Here is a 16,115-nt window from a genome sequence, read left to right as displayed (position 1 = left end):
TCACCTCGCTTCGCCTTCGTCTCCCGGGGTCGTCAGCTGGAACCAGTAGAAGCCGTGGCCCGGCAGCGTCAGCAGGTAGGACAGCTCCCCGATGCCGGGGAAGCGCACGCCGCCGGTCAGCTCGACCGGGACGCACCCGCGGTGCGCCGAGAGGTCCAGCTCCACCGGCTGCGGGAACCGGGAGAGGTTGTTGACGCAGAGCACCACGTCCTCCCCGCCGTCCGGGCGCCGCCACTGGCGCTTGTAGGCCAGCACGCTCGGGTTGGAGCCGCCGAGGTCGACGAACTCGCCCTGCGCGAAGGCGTGGTGCTGCTTGCGCACCTCGATCATCCGGCGGGTCCAGTTGAGCAGGGAGGATTCGTTGTTGGACTGCGCTTCGACGTTCAGGCCCTGGTAGCCGTAGACCGGGTCCATGATCACCGGCAGGTAGATCCGGCCCGGGTCGCAGGCGGAGAACCCGGCGTTGCGGTCCGGGGTCCACTGCATGGGTGTGCGCACCGCGTCGCGGTCACCGAGCCAGATGTTGTCTCCCATGCCGATCTCGTCACCGTAGTACAGAACGGGCGAGCCCGGGAGGGAGAGCAGCATCGCGGTGAAGAGCTCCTGCTGGTTGCGGTCGTTCTCCAGCAGCGGCGCGAGGCGGCGGCGGATGCCGATGTTCGCCTTCATGCGCGGGTCCTTGGCGTACTCCGCGTACATGTAGTCGCGCTCTTCGTCACTGACCATCTCGAGGGTCAGCTCGTCGTGGTTGCGCAGGAAGATGCCCCACTGCGTGCCGTCGGGGATCTGCGGGGTCTGGACGAGGATCTCCGAGATCGGGAACCGCGACTCGCGGCGCACGGCCATGAAGATCCGCGGCATCAGCGGGAAGTGGAACGCCATGTGGCACTCGTCGCCGCCGACCGCCGGGTCGCCAAAGTACTCGACGACGTCCGAAGGCCACTGGTTCGCCTCGGCCAGCAGGATCCGGCCGGGGTACTCGTCGTCGACGACCTTGCGGCAGCGCTTGAGGAACTCGTGCGTGCGCGGCAGGTTCTCGCAGTTGGTGCCCTCCTGCTCGAACAGGTACGGCACGGCGTCGAGGCGGAACCCGTCGATGCCCAGGTCGAGCCAGAAGCGCAGGGTGTCGATCATCGCGTTCTGGACGTCGGGGTTCTCGAAGTTGAGGTCCGGCTGGTGGGAGAAGAACCGGTGCCAGTAGAACTGCCCGCGCACCGGGTCGTAGGTCCAGTTGGACGATTCGGTGTCGACGAAGATGATCCGCGCGTCGGCGTAGCGGGAGTCGTCGTCGCTCCACACGTAGTAGTCGCCGTACGGGCCGTCCGGGTCCTGGCGGGACTGCTGGAACCACGGGTGCGCGTCCGAGGTGTGGTTGAGCACCAGGTCGGTGATCACCCGGATGCCGCGCCGGTGCGCCTCGTTCAGCAGGAAGACGAAGTCCTCGACGCTGCCGAACTCCGGCAGCACCGCCCGGAAGTCGCTGATGTCGTAGCCGCCGTCGCGCAGCGGCGACGCGTAGAACGGCGGCAGCCACAGGCAGTCGATGCCGAGCCACGCCAGGTAGTCCAGCCGGCCGGCCAGGCCGCGCAGGTCGCCGGTGCCGTCGCCGTTCGAGTCGGCGAACGCGCGCACCAGCACCTCGTAGAACACCGCGCCCTTGAACCACTCCGGGTTGCTGGGCGCCTGCTGCGCCGAGCGGAAGTCCTCGGCCTGGGGTTCGACGAGCATCCCGTCGGCCGTCATCGCCTCACCGGTGTGCGGCACACCCTCGAGCCCGAGTGCCGCGTCGGGGCGGGCTTCCTCCGCCATGTGTTCCACCTCAGTCCCTCGATCCGTTCCTTCCCTGCTACCCGGCCAGCCGCCGCCGGACCGACACCACGTGGGCCACGGCCCGCCACGGTTCGAGCCGGACGAAGTTGGCCTGGCCCCAGTCCCACGTGTCACCGGTGACCTCGTCGTGCGCGATCAGCCGCTCGTGCGCTTCGAAGCCGAGCGCGCCCGTGTCGAGCCACAACGTGCCCTCCTGCGGCCCGTACGGGTCGAGGGTCACGACGGTGACCACCGTGTCACCGGTGGCCGGGTCCTGTTTGGAGTAGGCCAGCAGCGCGTCGTTGTCGACGTGGTGGAAGTGCAGGGTGCGCATCTGCTGCAGCGCCGGGTGCGCGCGGCGGACGGCGTTCAGCTTCGCGATCCACGGCTCCAGCGACCGGCCCTCGGCGAGGGCGCGGTCGAAGTCGCGCGGGCGCAGCTGGTACTTCTCGGAGTCGAGGTACTCCTCGCTGCCGTCGCGGACCGGGACGTGCTCGAACAGCTCGTAACCCGAGTAGACGCCCCACGTCGGCGCGATCGTCGCGGCGAGCGCGGCCCGCAGCGCGAACATGCCGGGGCCGCCGCGCTGCAGCGACTCGTGGAGGATGTCCGGGGTGTTGACGAACAGGTTCGGCCGGCCCTCGTTCCAGTGGTCCCGCAGGTCCACGGCGAAGTCGATCAGCTCCTGCTTGCCGGTCCGCCAGGTGAAGTACGTGTAGCTCTGGGTGAAGCCGAGCCGGGCCAGGCCCCACAGCCGCGCCGGGCGGGTGAACGCCTCGGCCAGGAACAGGACGTCCGGGTGGGCGTCCTTCACCGACTGGATCAGCCAGGCCCAGAAGTCCGGCGGCTTGGTGTGCGGGTTGTCGACCCGGAAGATCTTGACCCCGTGGTCGACCCAGACGTTGACGACCCGCAGCATCTCCTCGTAGACGGCCTTGGGGTCGTTGTCGAAGTTGATCGGGTAGATGTCCTGGTACTTCTTCGGCGGGTTCTCCGCGTACGCGATCGAGCCGTCCGGCCGGGTGGTGAAGAACTCCGGGCTCTTGAGGACCCACGGGTGATCCGGCGCGGCCTGCAGCGCGAAGTCGAGCGCCACCTCCATGCCGAGCTCCTCGGACCGGGCCACGAAGGCGTCAAAGTCGTCGAAGGTGCCCAGCTCCGGGTGGATGGCGTCGTGGCCGCCCTCGTCGGCGCCGATCGCCCACGGCGAGCCGACGTCGTCCGGGGTGGCGTCGAGGGTGTTGTTGGGGCCCTTGCGGTTCACCCGGCCGATCGGGTGGATCGGCGGGAGGTAGACGATGTCGAAGCCCATCTTCGCGACCCGGTCGAGCGCGGCCGCGGCGGTGGTGAACGTGCCGTGCACGGCCTTGCCCTCGGTGTCGAGGCCGCCGGTGGAACGCGGGAACAGCTCGTACCAGGACCCGAAGGCGGCGCGCTTGCGGTCGACCCACAGCTTGAGCGGCTTGCCCTTGGTGATCAGCTCGCGCACCGGGAACTCGTGCATCAGCTGGCGGATCTCCGGCGACAGCGCGGGCCCGACGCGCTCGGCGAGGCTCAGCTCTTCGTTGCGCAGCGCGACGACCGCGCCGGTGAGGAGCGCTTTCTCGGCCCGGCGGTCCGGGCGGCGGGAGACGCGCTCCAGCAGCCGGGCGCCGTTCTCGATGTCGTTGGCCAGGTCCTCGGGCCCCTGCCCGGCGGCGACCTTCACCTCGACGGCGTGCTCCCACGTCGCCCAGGGATCGCTCCACGCGTCGATCCGGTAGGTCCAGAGCCCGGTCGTGTCGGGGACGATCACCGCGGCGAACTCGTCCGGGTGGTCGGGTCCGCGGGGCACCATCCGCGCCTGGCGCGTCAGGCGGTCGCCGGGACCGCGCCACGCGACGGTGGCCGCGACGGCGTCGTGGCCCTCGCGCCAGACCGTCGCGGTGACGGGAATGTGCTCCCCCACAACGGCTTTGGCCGGAAACCGGCCACAGCTCACGCTGGGGGAGACGTCGTCGATACCGAGCCGGCCGGTCATGGGCAACGCCCCTCGATCTATGGGTGTGGACTCAGGCGTCGTCAGTCTGCCCGACTCGATCACGCACGATCGAGGCAGGTCTCCCTTGTCCAGTACCCAGACTCGTTCGAGTGAAACGCTTTCCCGGCAAAGGTTCCGGGCAAGGTTCCCGGCGGATGTCCGGCGGGTTACGGCCGGACGGCGGTACGCGTCAGTAGGTTTCGGCCGGGGGCTCCGCCGCCAGGCGCGGGGCGCGCAGCAGGAGCAGCGAGCGCGACTGCAGCGTCACCCGGCTCTTCGGCTCCAGCGGGCCCGGGTGCGCCGGGCTGCCGTCGCCGGTGCTCGTGTCGAGGGTCGGCTTGAACGTCTCGCCGTACTCGCGGCCGGGCAGCACGACCTCGGTGGTCTCGTCGCCCGCGTGCAGCCACAGCAGCCACGAGTGGTCGGGCACCAGGGCACCCTCGCGGTTGCGGGCCTGGCTGTTCGAGCCGTCGATCCACATGCCGAGCGTGCGGCGGTCGGCGAACCAGTCGCTCTCGCCGAACTCCTCGCCGTCGGGGCGGAACCAGACCAGGTCCGGCTTGCCGGTCGGCGTGGTCCGGCCTTCGAAGAACTCCGGCTGCCGCAGCGCCGGGCTGTTGGCGCGCAGCCGGACGACGCGGCGGGCGAACGCGAGCATGGCGTCGGCCTCGATCGCTTGGGGTCCCTCGGGGGTCCAGTCGAACCAGGACGTCTCGTCGTCGACGCAGTAGGCGTTGTTGTTGCCGTGCTGGGTGCGCCAGAACTCGTCACCCGCGGTGAGCATCGGGGTGCCGGTGGACAGCAGCAGCGTCGCGAACAGGTTGCGCGCCTGCCGGGTCCGCAGGGCGCGGATCTCCGCGTCGCCCGTCTCGCCCTCCGCGCCGTGGTTCCACGAGCGGTTGTCGTTGGTGCCGTCGCGGTTGTCCTCGCCGTTGGCCTCGTTGTGCTTTTCGTTGTAGGACACCAGGTCCCGCAGCGTGAAGCCGTCGTGGGCGGTGATGAAGTTGATCGACTGCCACGGGCGGCGCAGGTTGTGGTCGTACAGGTCCGACGAACCGGACAGCCGGTAGGCCAGGTCGCGGACGCCGGTGGCGCCGCGCCAGAAGTCGCGGATCGTGTCGCGGTAGCGGCCGTTCCACTCCGCCCACTGGGCGCCGAAGCCGCCGACGCGGTAACCCTCGCCGGTCGCGTCCCACGGCTCGGCGATCAGCTTGCAGCGCGAGAGCACCGGGTCGGTGGTGATCGCCGTGAGCAGCGTCGAGGCGGCGTCGAACGCGCCGCCGCGCGGCCGGCCGAGGGTGCTGGCCAGGTCGAACCGGAAGCCGTCGACGCCGAGCTCCTGCGTCCAGTAGCGCAGCGAGTCGGTGACCAGCCGGACCACGGTCGGCGAGCCGGCCTCGAGGGTGTTGCCGCAGCCGGTGATGTCGGCCATGTGCCCGCGGTCGGTGTGCAGGTAGTAGACCGGCGCGTTGAGGCCGCGGAAGCTCAGCGTCGGCCCGTCCGGCCCGCCCTCGCAGGTGTGGTTGAACACGACGTCGACGATGACCTCGATGCCGGCCGCGTGCAGTGCCGCCACCATCAGCCGGAACTCCTCGACCTCGTGGCCGGGCTCGCTGGCGTAGGCGGCGTGCGGCGCGAAGAAGCCGAGCGGCGAGTACCCCCAGTAGTTGTGCCGGCCGCCGCGGACCAGGGCCGGCTCGTCGAGGAACGAGTGCACCGGCAGCAGCTCCACCGACGTGACGCCGAGCCGGGTCAGGTACTCGATGGCCACCGGGTGGGCCAGGCCGAGGTAGGTGCCGCGCAACGCCTCGGGGATGAACGGGTGCTGCTGGGTGAAGCCCTTGACGTGCAGCTCGTAGATCACCGCCTCCTCGAACGGCACCTCCGGGTGGGCCCCGGTGTCCGGGCCGCCGGGCGAGGTGACGACCGAGAGCGGCACGCTGCCCAGTGAGTCCACTGTGGACATCGGACCGCGGTCCGGGTCGCCGGTGAAGCCCTGCGCGGCGGTCAGGTCGGTGAGACCGCCGGTGATCTGCCGGGCGTACGGGTCGAGCAGCAGCTTGTGCGGGTTGCAGCGCAGGCCGCGGGCGGGGTCGTAGGGACCGTGGATCCGGTAGCCGTAGCGCTGGCCGGGGGTCACCCCGGGCACCAGGCCGTGCCAGACGCCGAAGGTGCGCTCGGTGAGCGCGATCCGGCGTTCGGACCCGTCGGCGTCGATCAGGCACAGGTCGACGGCGTCCGCGACGGCCGAGGTGATGGCGAACCGGACCCCGCCCGCCTCCGGGTGGGCGCCGAGCGGGAACGGGCGTCCGGCGAGGACGTGGTCGGCGGAGGGTCGGGTAGCCATTCCTGAATCGTCCCAGATCGAGGCCCGGGTGCGCGCGCTCGGCGGTGCGCAACCACGGAAAACCGCGGTCAGGGCCCTGGTCGCCGAAGTCCGTGAAGGCCACATTGAGGGACTCTGAGTCCCTCGATGTGGCCTTCACGGACATTCAGGGTGCCGTGTCCGCCAGCACGAAGGTCTCCGGAGGCAGGTGCGCGGCGCCACCGTCCACGGTGGCCTCGCCCCAGCTGAGCAGCTCCTTCGTGGCCCCGAGCGGGAGCGTGACGTCGCCCGGGCCGAAGTTGCAGGCCAGCCGCAGCCCGCCGCGGTGCAGCACCAGCCAGGAGCTGTCCGGGGCGGCGTCGATGCGCAGGTCCGGCGTCCACGGGTCGGCCAGTTCGGGCCGCTCGCGGCGCAGCCGGATCAGCGTCCGGTACAGCTCGAGCATCTCCCGGTGGCCGGGGCGCTCGACCTCGGCCCAGTCGAGTCGCGAGCGCTCGACCGTCGCCGGGTCCATCGGATCGGGGACGTCGGACTCGCCCCAGCCGTGCCGGGCGAACTCGCGACGGCGGCCGGTGCGCACCGCCTCGGCCAGCTCCGGGTCCGGGAAGGAGGCGAAGAACTGCCACGGCGTGCTCGCCGCCCACTCCTCCCCCATGAACACCATCGGCGTGAACGGCGAGCAGAACAGGATCGCCGCGCCGCACGCCAGCCGGCCTTGCGACACCGTGGCCGAGAGCCGGTCGCCCGTCGCGCGGTTGCCGATCTGGTCGTGGTCCTGCAGGTAGGCGAGGAAGCGGTGGCCCGGCACGGTCCGGGTGTCCACCGGGCGGCCGTGCGTCCGCTCCCGGAACGACGACCAGGTGCCGGCGTGGAAGAACACCCCGCGCAGCACCCGCTCGATCGCGTCCCGCGCGGCGAAGTCGGCGTAATAACCGGAGTCCTCGCCGGTCAGCTTGACGTGCATCGCGTGGTGGAAGTCGTCCGACCACTGGGCGTGCAGGCCGTACCCGCCACGCTCGCGGGGCGTCACCAGCTTCGGGTCGTTCAGGTCGGACTCGGCGATCAGCGTCAGCGGCCGGTTCAGCCCCGCCGACAGCGTCTCGACCTCGACGGCCAGCTGTTCGAGCAGGTGGGTGGCGCGCCGGTCGAGCAGCGCGTGCACGGCGTCCAGGCGCAGGGCGTCGACGTGGAAGTCGCGGAACCAGGCCAGCGCGTTGTCGACGACGTAGCGGCGGACCTCGTCCGAACCCGGCCCGTCGAGGTTGAGGCCGGGACCCCAGTCGTTCTGGCCGGCGAAGTACGGCCCGAACCGGTCGAGGTAGGCCCCCGACGGCCCGAGGTGGTTGTAGACGACGTCGAGCACGACGGCCAGGCCGCGCGCGTGGGCGGCGTCGACGAACCGCTTGAACCCGTCCGGCCCGCCGTAGGGCTCGTGGACCGCGCCCCAGAGGACGCCGTCGTACCCCCAGCCCGCGGTGCCGTCGAAGGAGTTCACCGGCAGCACCTCGACGTGGGTGATCCCCAGCTCCACCAGGTGGTCGAGCCGGTCGATGGCCGCGTCGAAGGTGCCGCCGGGGGTGAACGTGCCGATGTGCAGCTCGTAGACGACGCCGCCGGCGAGCTGACGCCCGTGCCAGGCGTCGTCGGTCCACTCGAACTCCGCGTGGTCGTAGACGCGGGACTCCTTGTGCACGCCGTGCGGCTGCCACCGCGAGCGCGGGTCCGGCAGCGGCTCGCCCGAGTCGCCGATCAGGAAGGCGTAGTTGATCCCCTCGGCCTCGGCGGACCACCAGCCGCCGTCGCCGCGGGTCATCTCGTGCACGTCGGCGTCGACCTGGACGCGGACGCGCTCCGCCGACGGGGCCCACACGGTGAACGTCATGCGTCTCCTCGCACCAGCAACACGACGGGGTAGCGGTCGAACAGCGTGGCCACGTCCGGAGTGGCGTCGCGGCCGGTCAGGACGTCCGTCCAGACGCCGTCGGGCAGCGGCAGCACGGTGTCGCGCCAGCCGCCGGCCTTTTCGAGGCCGATCGGCAGCCGGGTCACGGCGACGACCAGGCCGGGGCCGCGGTTGTAGGCCAGCACGTGGTCCGCGGCGACACCCTCGGCGCGCAGCGGGCGGTAGCCGTGGAACAGCGTGGGGTGCTCCTGGCGCAGCTTCAGCGCCTTGTGCGTCACCAGCAGCTTCGCGGCGCCCGAGGCGTCGATCTCCGGCTGCTCGCCCTCGATGACACGGGCGAGGATCTCGCGGCGGGCCGTGTAGTCGACCGCGCGGCGGTTGTCCGGGTCGACCAGCGAGAAGTCCCACAGCTCGGTGCCCTGGTAGACGTCCGGGACGCCCGGCGCGGTCAGCTGCACCAGCTTCTGGCCGAGCGAGTTGCTCCAGCCCGGTCCCTCGATCCGGCCGACGAACTCGCCGATGTCGGCGGCCAGCTCGGCGTCGCCCATGACGTCGTCCGGCCAGGCCGCGACGGCCTTTTCGAACTCCTCGTCGTGGTCGGTCCAGCTGGTGCGGAGCTTGGCTTCCTTGGCCGCCTTGTCGAGGTAGTCCCGCAGCCGGGGCGGCTCGATCGGCCAGGTCGACACCAGCGTCTGCCAGGCCAGCAGGTTGAGCGACGGCTCGTCGATCCCGCGGCGCGCGCTCCAGCGGCGGACGGCGTCGGCGAACTCGCCGGGCAGCTCGGCCAGCACCGACGCACGGGCCCGGGTGTCCTCGGACCGCTTGGTGTCGTGGGTGGTCAGCGTCGTCATCGCGGCCGGGTAACCGGCGTCGCGCGCGGCCGCGAGGCGGTGGAACTCCTCGACGTCCAGCCCGAACCGGTCCGGGTTGCCGCCGACCTCGTTGAGCGCGGCGAACCGGGTGTAGCGGTAGAAGGTGGTGTCCTCGGTGCCCTTCGCGACGACCATGCCGGACGTCTGCTGGATGCGCGTGGCCAGCTCGCCATCGGGTTCGGCCCGCACCTGCGCGTCGAGGGCGTCGAGCGCCTCACCGAGATCCGGGCGGGCTTCCCGGGCGGCGGCGATCGCCGTCGCCCAGTGCTGCTCGCCTTCGGGCAGGTAGGAGCGGTAGACCGGGAACGCCACCATGGTCTCGGCGACGGCTTCCCGGGCGGCCTCGGTGTTCTCGTGGCGCAGCAGCGCCGCGATCCGCCGGACCTCGGCGACCAGGATCCGGTCGGTGACCAGGCGCCGGGCCTCGGCCTCGACGTCGTGGTAGCCCGTCCGGACACCGAGCTCGTCCGCCAGGGCGGTGTACGCGGGCTCGGCCGCCGGGTCGACGAAGACCCCGGCGATCTCGCGCAGGGCGTCGTACCCGGTGGTGCCGTCGACCGGCCAGCTCTGCGGCAGCGGCTCACCCGGGTGCAGGATCTTCTCCGCGACGATCCACGCGCCCGGCGCGTTCTCCCGCAGCCGCCGGAAGTAGCCGCCCGGGTCGGCGAGGCCGTCCGGGTGGTCGACGCGCAGGCCGGTGACGTCTCCGTCGGCGACCCAGCGCAGCACCTCGCCGTGCGTCTCGGCGAACACCACCGGGTCCTCGACGCGGACCGCGGCCAGGTTGGTGATGTCGAAGAACCGCCGGTAGGTCAGCTCCGCGTTGCCGCGCCGCCAGCCGGCGAGCCGGTAGTGCTGGCGCTCGTGCACCTCCTGCGGCGTGCCGCCGGCGGTGCCGGGCGCGATCGGGAACCGGTGGTCGTAGTAGACGAGCTCGTCGCCTTCCACAGTCAGCTCGCTCACCGCGTCGTCGTCGCCCAGGACCGGCAGCAGGATCGGGCCGCGGTCCCAGTCGACGTCGTAGAAGGCGGCGTGCTCGGAGTCGCGGCCGTGCGTGAGCACGTCCCACCACCAGCGGTTCACCTTCGGCGTCTCGACCGACATGTGGTTCGGCACGATGTCGACGACCAGGCCGAGCCCGGCCTCCTTGAGCTTCTTCGAGAGGTCCTGGCGGGCCTGCTCGCCGCCCAGCTCGGGACGCGCGCGGGTCGGGTCGACGACGTCGTAGCCGTGGGTCGAGCCCGGCGTCGCGTCCAGCACCGGCGACGCGTAGAGCGCGCCGATGCCCAGGTCACGCAGGTAGCCGGTCAGCCCGGCGGCGTCGGCGAAGGTGAACTCCGGGCGCAGCTGCACCCGGTAGGTCGACTCCGGCACCGTCATTCCGTCTCCGTCCGCTGGAGCACGATCAGCGACCGCGCGGGCAGGGTGAGCTTGCCGCCGCCTTCGATCGGCTCCGCGGTCGTCGGCTCGACCTCGCCGGTGGCGGAGTCGATGACGACCGTCCAGGCCTGGCCGTAGCCGTTGCCCGGCAGCGTGGCGTCGATGTCCTCGTAGTGGGCGTTGAAGGCGAGCAGGAACGAGTCGTCCTCGACCGACATGCCGCGCGGGTCGAGGTCCGGGATCGCCTTGCCGTTGAGGAAGACCACGACGGCCTTGCCGAAGCCGTCGTCCCAGTTCTGCTCGGTCATCTCCTCGCCGGCCGGGGTGAACCAGGCGATGTCGCCGAGCTTGTCACCCTTGCCGACCGGGCCGCCCTGGAAGAACCGGCGGCGGCGGAACACCGGGTGGCGGTGCCGGAACGTCGTCAGCCCGCCGGTGAACCGCACGAGGTCGGCGTTCTGCTTGGCCAGCTCCCAGTCCATCCAGGCGATCTCGGAGTCCTGGCAGTAGACGTTGTTGTTGCCCTGCTGGGTCCGGCCGATCTCGTCGCCGTGCAGGATCATCGGCACGCCCTGCGACAGGATCATCGTGGCGAGCATGTTGCGCTGCTGGCGGATGCGCAGCTCGTTGACCTCGGGGTCGTCGGTCTCGCCCTCGACACCGCAGTTCCACGACCGGTTGTCGTCGGCGCCGTCACGGCCGTCCTCGCCGTTGGCCTCGTTGTGCTTTTCGTTGTAGGACACCAGGTCCCGCAGCGTGAAGCCGTCGTGGGCGGTGACGAAGTTGATCGACGCGAACGGGCGGCGGCCGTCGTCCTGGTAGAGGTCCGACGAGCCGGTGATCCGCGACGCGAACTCCCCCAGCGTCGAGGGCTCGCCGCGCCAGAAGTCGCGGACGGTGTCGCGGTACTGCCCGTTCCACTCCGTCCACAAAGGAGGGAAGTTGCCGACCTGGTAACCACCGGGGCCGACGTCCCACGGCTCGGCGATCAGCTTCACCTGGCTCACGATCGGGTCCTGCTGCACCAGGTCGAAGAACGTGGACAGCCGGTCGACGTCGTAGAACTCCCGCGCCAGCGCCGAAGCGAGGTCGAACCGGAAGCCGTCGACGTGCATCTCGGTCACCCAGTACCGCAGCGAGTCCATGATCAGCTGCAGCGTGTGCGGGTTGCGCACGTTGAGCGAGTTCCCGGTGCCGGTGTAGTCCATGTAGTACTCGGACTTCCCCTCCACCAGCCGGTAGTAGGCCTCGTTGTCGATGCCGCGCATCGACAGGGTCGGCCCGAGGTGGTTGCCCTCCGCGGTGTGGTTGTAAACCACGTCGAGGATCACTTCGATGCCGGCCTCGTGGAAGGCCTTGACCATGCCCTTGAACTCCTGGACCTGGCCGCCCTCGCCGGGCATCGCCGCGTACGCGTCGTGCGGCGCGAAGAACCCGATCGTGTTGTAGCCCCAGTAGTTCGTGAGGCCCTTCTCCTCCAGGCCGTGGTCGGAGACGAACTGGTGCACCGGCAGCAGCTCCACGGCGGTGACGCCGATCTTCTGCAGGTGCTCGACCACGGCGGGGTGCGCCATGCCGGCGTACGTGCCGCGCAGCGCTTCCGGCACGAACGGGTGATTCACCGTCATGCCCTTGACGTGCGCCTCGTAGATGACGGTCTCGTTGTAGGGCCGCCGCGGCTGGCGGTCGTTGCCCCAGTCGAAGAACGGGTTCGCCACGAGCGAATACGGCACCCGGCCCGCGGAGTCGGCGTCGTTGCGCTCCTCGGGGTTGTCGAACTGGTACCCGAACAGCGATTCGTCCCACTTCACGCCGTGTGACACGGCCTTCGCGTACGGGTCGATCAGCAGCTTGTTCGGGTTGCAGCGCAGGCCGCGGCTCGGGTCGTACGGGCCGTGCACGCGGAAGCCGTAGCGCTGGCCGGGGCCGACGTTGAGCAGGTAACCGTGGTGGACGAAGCCGTCGACCTCTTCGAGCGCGTGCCGGGACTCGTTGCCGTCGCCGTCGAACAGGCACAGTTCGACCTGCTCGGCCACTTCGGAGAAGAGGGCGAAGTTCGTCCCCACTCCGTCGTAGGTGGCGCCGAGCGGGTAGGGCGTTCCTGGCCAGGGCCGCACTGGTGTCTCCTCGAGCTTCGGGTGGTGCCGGGGCGTCCGCACTCGCGGACGCGCATCACAGGGGTCGTGCGCAGCGGTATACCCGTTACCCGGGCAACGGACGCGCCGCAGCCAGCGGCGCGACCGCGGCGCGCACTCCCCTCGCGGTGAAGAAACCGTCGACGCTGACGGGAAGGGGAATCCGCCAGTTAGGGTACTGGTCGATGGTTCCCGGCAGATTCGGCTGCCGTACCTGGCCCGTGACGTCGGCCGGAGAGGTCAGCACCAGCCGGGACGCGGCTTTCGCGAGCAGGGTGTGCAGCGCGACGACCGGGTCGCCGTCCGGGATCCCTTCCCGTGCAACGAGTTCGAACAAAGCTTCACGTTCGTCCGCCGCGGCCTGGCGTTCGGCGTCGACACCCCGGTCCAGCAGCCCCAGCTCGGCGCGCACCCGGACGTGCTCGGCGGCCAGCCAGCCGGCGACCGTCGGCAGGTCGTGCGTGGAGATGCTGGCCATCGCGTCCGGGTCCCACTCGGCCGGGTCGGTGAACGGGTGGCCGGGGGTGTCCCAGTCGCGTTCGAACCACAGGACGGCCGAGCTCAGCATGCCGCGTTCGTGCATGGTCTCGGTGACGACGTCCTCGACGGTCCCGAGGTCCTCCCCCACGACCACGGCGCCGGCCCGGTGCGCTTCGAGCGCCAGCACGCCGACCATCGCCTCGGCGTCGTAGTGGACGTAGGTGCCGCGGTGCGCGGGCTCGCCCGGCGGGATCCACCAGAGCCGCCACAGCCCGGCGATGTGGTCGACGCGGATGCCGTCGGCGTAGCGCAGCACACCCCGGATGACGTCCCGGAACGGCGCGTACCCGGCCTCGGCGAGCTTGTCCGGCCGCCACGGCGGGAGGTTCCAGTCCTGACCCTGCTGGTTGAAGGCGTCCGGCGGCGCGCCGACCCGCACGTCGGCGGCGAAGACGTCCCGCACGGCCCAGGTGTCGGCCCCGCCGGGGTGCACGCCGACCGGCAGGTCGTGCACGATCCCGACGGTCATCCCGGCCTCTTTGGCCTGGGTCCGGGCGGCGGCCAGCTGGACCCGGCAGAGGTGCTGGAGCCAGGTGTAGAAGCCGACGCGGTCTTTGAGCTCTTCGCGCGCCTTCGCGACCTCTTCCCCGGCCGGGTCGCGCAGCGGCTCGGGCCACTCCCGCCAGTCGGCGCCGTGCTGCTCGGCGAGGGCGCAGAAGACGGCGAACCCTTCGAGGTCGGCGTCGTCGGGCAGCTCTTCGACCCGGTGCGGCCAGAGCAGCTCGAGCGCGGCGCGCTTGGCCGTCCAGACGGCGTCGTAGTCGATGAGTTCGCCGTCGCGGTCCGGGGCCAGCGAGCGGACCGCGTCCTGGGTCGCCTCGCCGGCCTGGCCGAACGTCTCGGTGGCGGTGACGTTCAGGTAGATCGGGTTGGCGAACCGCCGGCTCGCGGGCGAGTACGGCGAGCGTTCGACGGGGTGGGCCGGGCTGAAGGCCTGGACGGGGTTGACCAGCAGCACACCGGCGTCGAGTTCGGCGGCGGAGCGGGCGGCGAACGTCGCGAGGTCGGCGTAGTCGCCGATACCCCAGGAACCGGCCGAGTGCAGGGCGTAGAGCTGCAGCATCCAGCCCCACGCGGGGTGGACGGCGGGCAGCTTCGCCGGCACGACGGCGAGGGTGACGTCCTGCTCGGCGGTGACCACCCGGTGCCAGCCCAGCGGCAGGTCGGCGGGCAGCTCACCCTGGACGGTCCGGCGGGTGCCGTCCTCGAGCACGACCTCGGCGTCGGTGCCGAGCGCCCGGGTGGCGCCCTCCTGGACGACGATCGTCGGCGGCAGCGCCCCCGCGGGCCGGGCTTCACGCACGGCCGTCAGCGCGGCTCGGACGGCGTCGTCGCTGGTCGCGTCGACGCCGAACTGCCTCAGGACGGCGACGACGACGTCGTCGTCCACCTCGACCCACACCTGGTCCGAGTTCTCGTACCGGGTGGCGATGCCGTGGGCGTCGGCCAGCTGGTGCAGGGGGCTGCGGTCTTCGTCGGGCAACTCGTGGCCGGGCGTCTCGTGGGGCACTGGCACAGCATTCCGGTGCCCGGCCGTTCGCGCCATCCGCGCCCGACGACATCACTCGGGACGTTTCCGCCCCCGCCCCGTGACCAGCACCGCGGCCCCGGCGAGCACCATCACCACACTGGCCGCGACGTGCAGCGACGGCGGCAGCACGTGCAGCTGGACGAACCAGCTCGGCGAGCTGGCCCCGAGCAGCCGGTTGAGCAGCCCACCACCACCCTGGACGACGAGCAGCATGCCGATCAGCTCACCCATCGAGGCGCCTCCTCGCGCAGCTCACTGGTTTGCGGGTGTGGGTGACTGCGCCCGTCACCCGGGTCCCCGGCAAGCGCGCACCTGCCGGACGGCGGCCTCCTGGAGCGCTGCCGGGGTGCTGGTGAGTCGCCCTGGGTACGCGGACCGCGCACGTCGACCGGCCGCCCGGCGATCCCGCCCCTGGCCGCCGCGTATTTGGCAGTCTCGCGCCCAGCCATCGGGTCTCCGGCCACCCGGCCTCCAGCGACTCCGCACCCGACCGGCAGATTTCCGGCGCTGCCGCGCCAGGCCAACCGGTCTCCGGCGAGTCCCCGCTCGCCCAACCGGTCTCCCACGAATCCCCGCTCGGCCAACCGGTCTCCCGCGAATCCCCGCTCGGCAATCGAGGTGTCGACGATCCCGCGGCCCGCCACCAGGACCCGGGCAATCCCGAGTCCAACTTCCGCCTCCTTCGCGATCCCGGGCCCGACCACCGGTTTCCCGGCATTCCCACGCCAGGCCGCCGAGTCCCCGGCGATCCCACCCCCAGCCAGCAGGTCTCCGGCGAGCCGGTGTCCGGCCACCGGCTGGCCGGGAGTTCCACGCCCGGCCAGCAGGTCTCCGGCGACCCCGAGTCCGGCCACCGGCTCGCAGGCAGTTCCACCCCCGACCACCCAGACTCCGGCGACCCTGCGCTCAGCCGGCAGGTCCCCGTCAACACCGCACCCGACCACCGGGTTTCGGGCCATCCCGCACGAGCCGGACCGCTCATCGGACTCCCCTCGCGGGTTCGCGCTTGCCGAACAGCTCCTCCCAGAGCGGCCCGGTGACCAGCCAGATCGCCGAGAGCACCCCCAGCCGCGGCAGCCAGCCCCACAGCGGTGCGACCTGCTCCGGCGTGCCGATCGCGAAGATCGCCGCCAGCAGCGCCACCGCGGCCAGCCCGCAGGCCAGCAGGCACTTGCCGAACTCGCGCCACTCGTGGCGCAGCTTCTCCCGGCCCCACAGCTTCGGCGGCGGGGGCGGGCCGCCCGCGAACCGGTGCGCGAACCGCGCGTCGGCCCAGCGGACCATGCTCGGCCCGAACACCACGCTGAACCCCAGGTACACGGCCGCGAGCCCGTGCGTGAAGTTCGCCTTCGCGCCGCCGGCCAGGTCGATCACGGTGGCCACCAGCACCACGACGTCGAGCAGCGGCACCATGGCCAGCAGCACCACCGACGCCCGCCGGGCGTGCAGCGCGTACCGCACGGCCAGCCCGCCGATGATGAACAGCCAGAAGCCGATCTCACCCGCCGCGATGACCGCGGCCATCGGGTTCTCCGCGAAGAACTTCCCTATTTCGTTCACCGGACCAGCGTCGCCCGGGAGCGGGCGCGGGCGCGTCGT

At 71.5% G+C, this 16,115-nt stretch carries 9 protein-coding genes; all 9 read right to left on the bottom strand.

The annotated features are described in order from the left end of the window. The 9 genes from treS to ACIOD2_RS29045 all read right to left on the bottom strand — a co-directional run bounded on the left by treS (position 1) and on the right by ACIOD2_RS29045 (position 16,076). Positions 1–1,809 (bottom strand): maltose alpha-D-glucosyltransferase, encoded by a 1,809-nt coding sequence (treS, locus tag ACIOD2_RS29085; RefSeq protein ID WP_392775732.1) that lies wholly within the window; start codon positions 1,807–1,809, stop codon positions 1–3. 37 nt (positions 1,810–1,846) lie between these two features. Beyond that, entirely contained in the window at positions 1,847–3,829 is a 1,983-nt protein-coding gene (locus ACIOD2_RS29080; protein ID WP_400544713.1) for a maltotransferase domain-containing protein, read from the bottom strand. 190 nt (positions 3,830–4,019) lie between these two features. Further along, positions 4,020–6,176, bottom strand: coding sequence for a glycogen debranching protein GlgX (gene glgX, locus ACIOD2_RS29075; RefSeq protein ID WP_400544710.1), 2,157 nt, complete (start codon positions 6,174–6,176; stop codon positions 4,020–4,022). A gap of 145 nt (positions 6,177–6,321) precedes the next feature. After that, entirely contained in the window at positions 6,322–8,037 is a 1,716-nt protein-coding gene (gene treZ, locus ACIOD2_RS29070) for a malto-oligosyltrehalose trehalohydrolase (protein ID WP_400544707.1), read from the bottom strand. Then, the gene (gene treY / locus ACIOD2_RS29065; protein ID WP_400544704.1) at positions 8,034–10,310 is read right to left on the bottom strand and encodes a malto-oligosyltrehalose synthase; all 2,277 of its coding nucleotides are present in this window, start codon (positions 10,308–10,310) and stop codon (positions 8,034–8,036) included. The genes treZ and treY overlap by 4 nt, the downstream gene beginning before the upstream one ends. After that, on the bottom strand, positions 10,307–12,427 hold the full coding sequence (gene glgX, locus ACIOD2_RS29060) for a glycogen debranching protein GlgX (protein WP_400544701.1): 2,121 nt from the start codon (positions 12,425–12,427) through the stop codon (positions 10,307–10,309). Before glgX (ACIOD2_RS29060) ends, treY begins: the two co-directional genes overlap by 4 nt. 85 nt (positions 12,428–12,512) lie before the next feature. Continuing rightward, on the bottom strand, positions 12,513–14,531 hold the full coding sequence (gene malQ / locus ACIOD2_RS29055) for a 4-alpha-glucanotransferase (RefSeq protein WP_400544698.1): 2,019 nt from the start codon (positions 14,529–14,531) through the stop codon (positions 12,513–12,515). A gap of 15 nt (positions 14,532–14,546) precedes the next feature. Continuing rightward, entirely contained in the window at positions 14,547–14,747 is a 201-nt protein-coding gene (locus ACIOD2_RS29050; protein WP_400544695.1) for a hypothetical protein, read from the bottom strand. 747 nt (positions 14,748–15,494) lie between these two features. After that, entirely contained in the window at positions 15,495–16,076 is a 582-nt protein-coding gene (locus ACIOD2_RS29045) for a hypothetical protein (RefSeq protein ID WP_400544692.1), read from the bottom strand. Positions 16,077–16,115: the final 39 nt, after the last annotated feature.

Source organism: Amycolatopsis sp. NPDC088138 (assembly GCF_044741685.1).
Taxonomy (GTDB): domain Bacteria; phylum Actinomycetota; class Actinomycetes; order Mycobacteriales; family Pseudonocardiaceae; genus Amycolatopsis.
This window is presented reverse-complemented; position numbering and strand designations above follow the sequence as displayed.

Bases quoted from the DNA above. Each gene is read 5' to 3' on its own strand.
- ACIOD2_RS29080 (WP_400544713.1), bottom strand. From the start codon at position 3,829: ATGACCGGCCGGCTCGGTATCGACGACGTCTCCCCCAGCGTGAGCTGT.
- treY (WP_400544704.1), bottom strand. From the start codon at position 10,310: ATGACGGTGCCGGAGTCGACCTACCGGGTGCAGCTGCGCCCGGAGTTC.
- malQ (WP_400544698.1), bottom strand. From the start codon at position 14,531: ATGGCGCGAACGGCCGGGCACCGGAATGCTGTGCCAGTGCCCCACGAG.
- treZ (WP_400544707.1), bottom strand. From the start codon at position 8,037: ATGACGTTCACCGTGTGGGCCCCGTCGGCGGAGCGCGTCCGCGTCCAG.
- ACIOD2_RS29050 (WP_400544695.1), bottom strand. From the start codon at position 14,747: ATGGGTGAGCTGATCGGCATGCTGCTCGTCGTCCAGGGTGGTGGTGGG.
- glgX (WP_400544710.1), bottom strand. From the start codon at position 6,176: ATGGCTACCCGACCCTCCGCCGACCACGTCCTCGCCGGACGCCCGTTC.
- treS (WP_392775732.1), bottom strand. From the start codon at position 1,809: ATGGCGGAGGAAGCCCGCCCCGACGCGGCACTCGGGCTCGAGGGTGTG.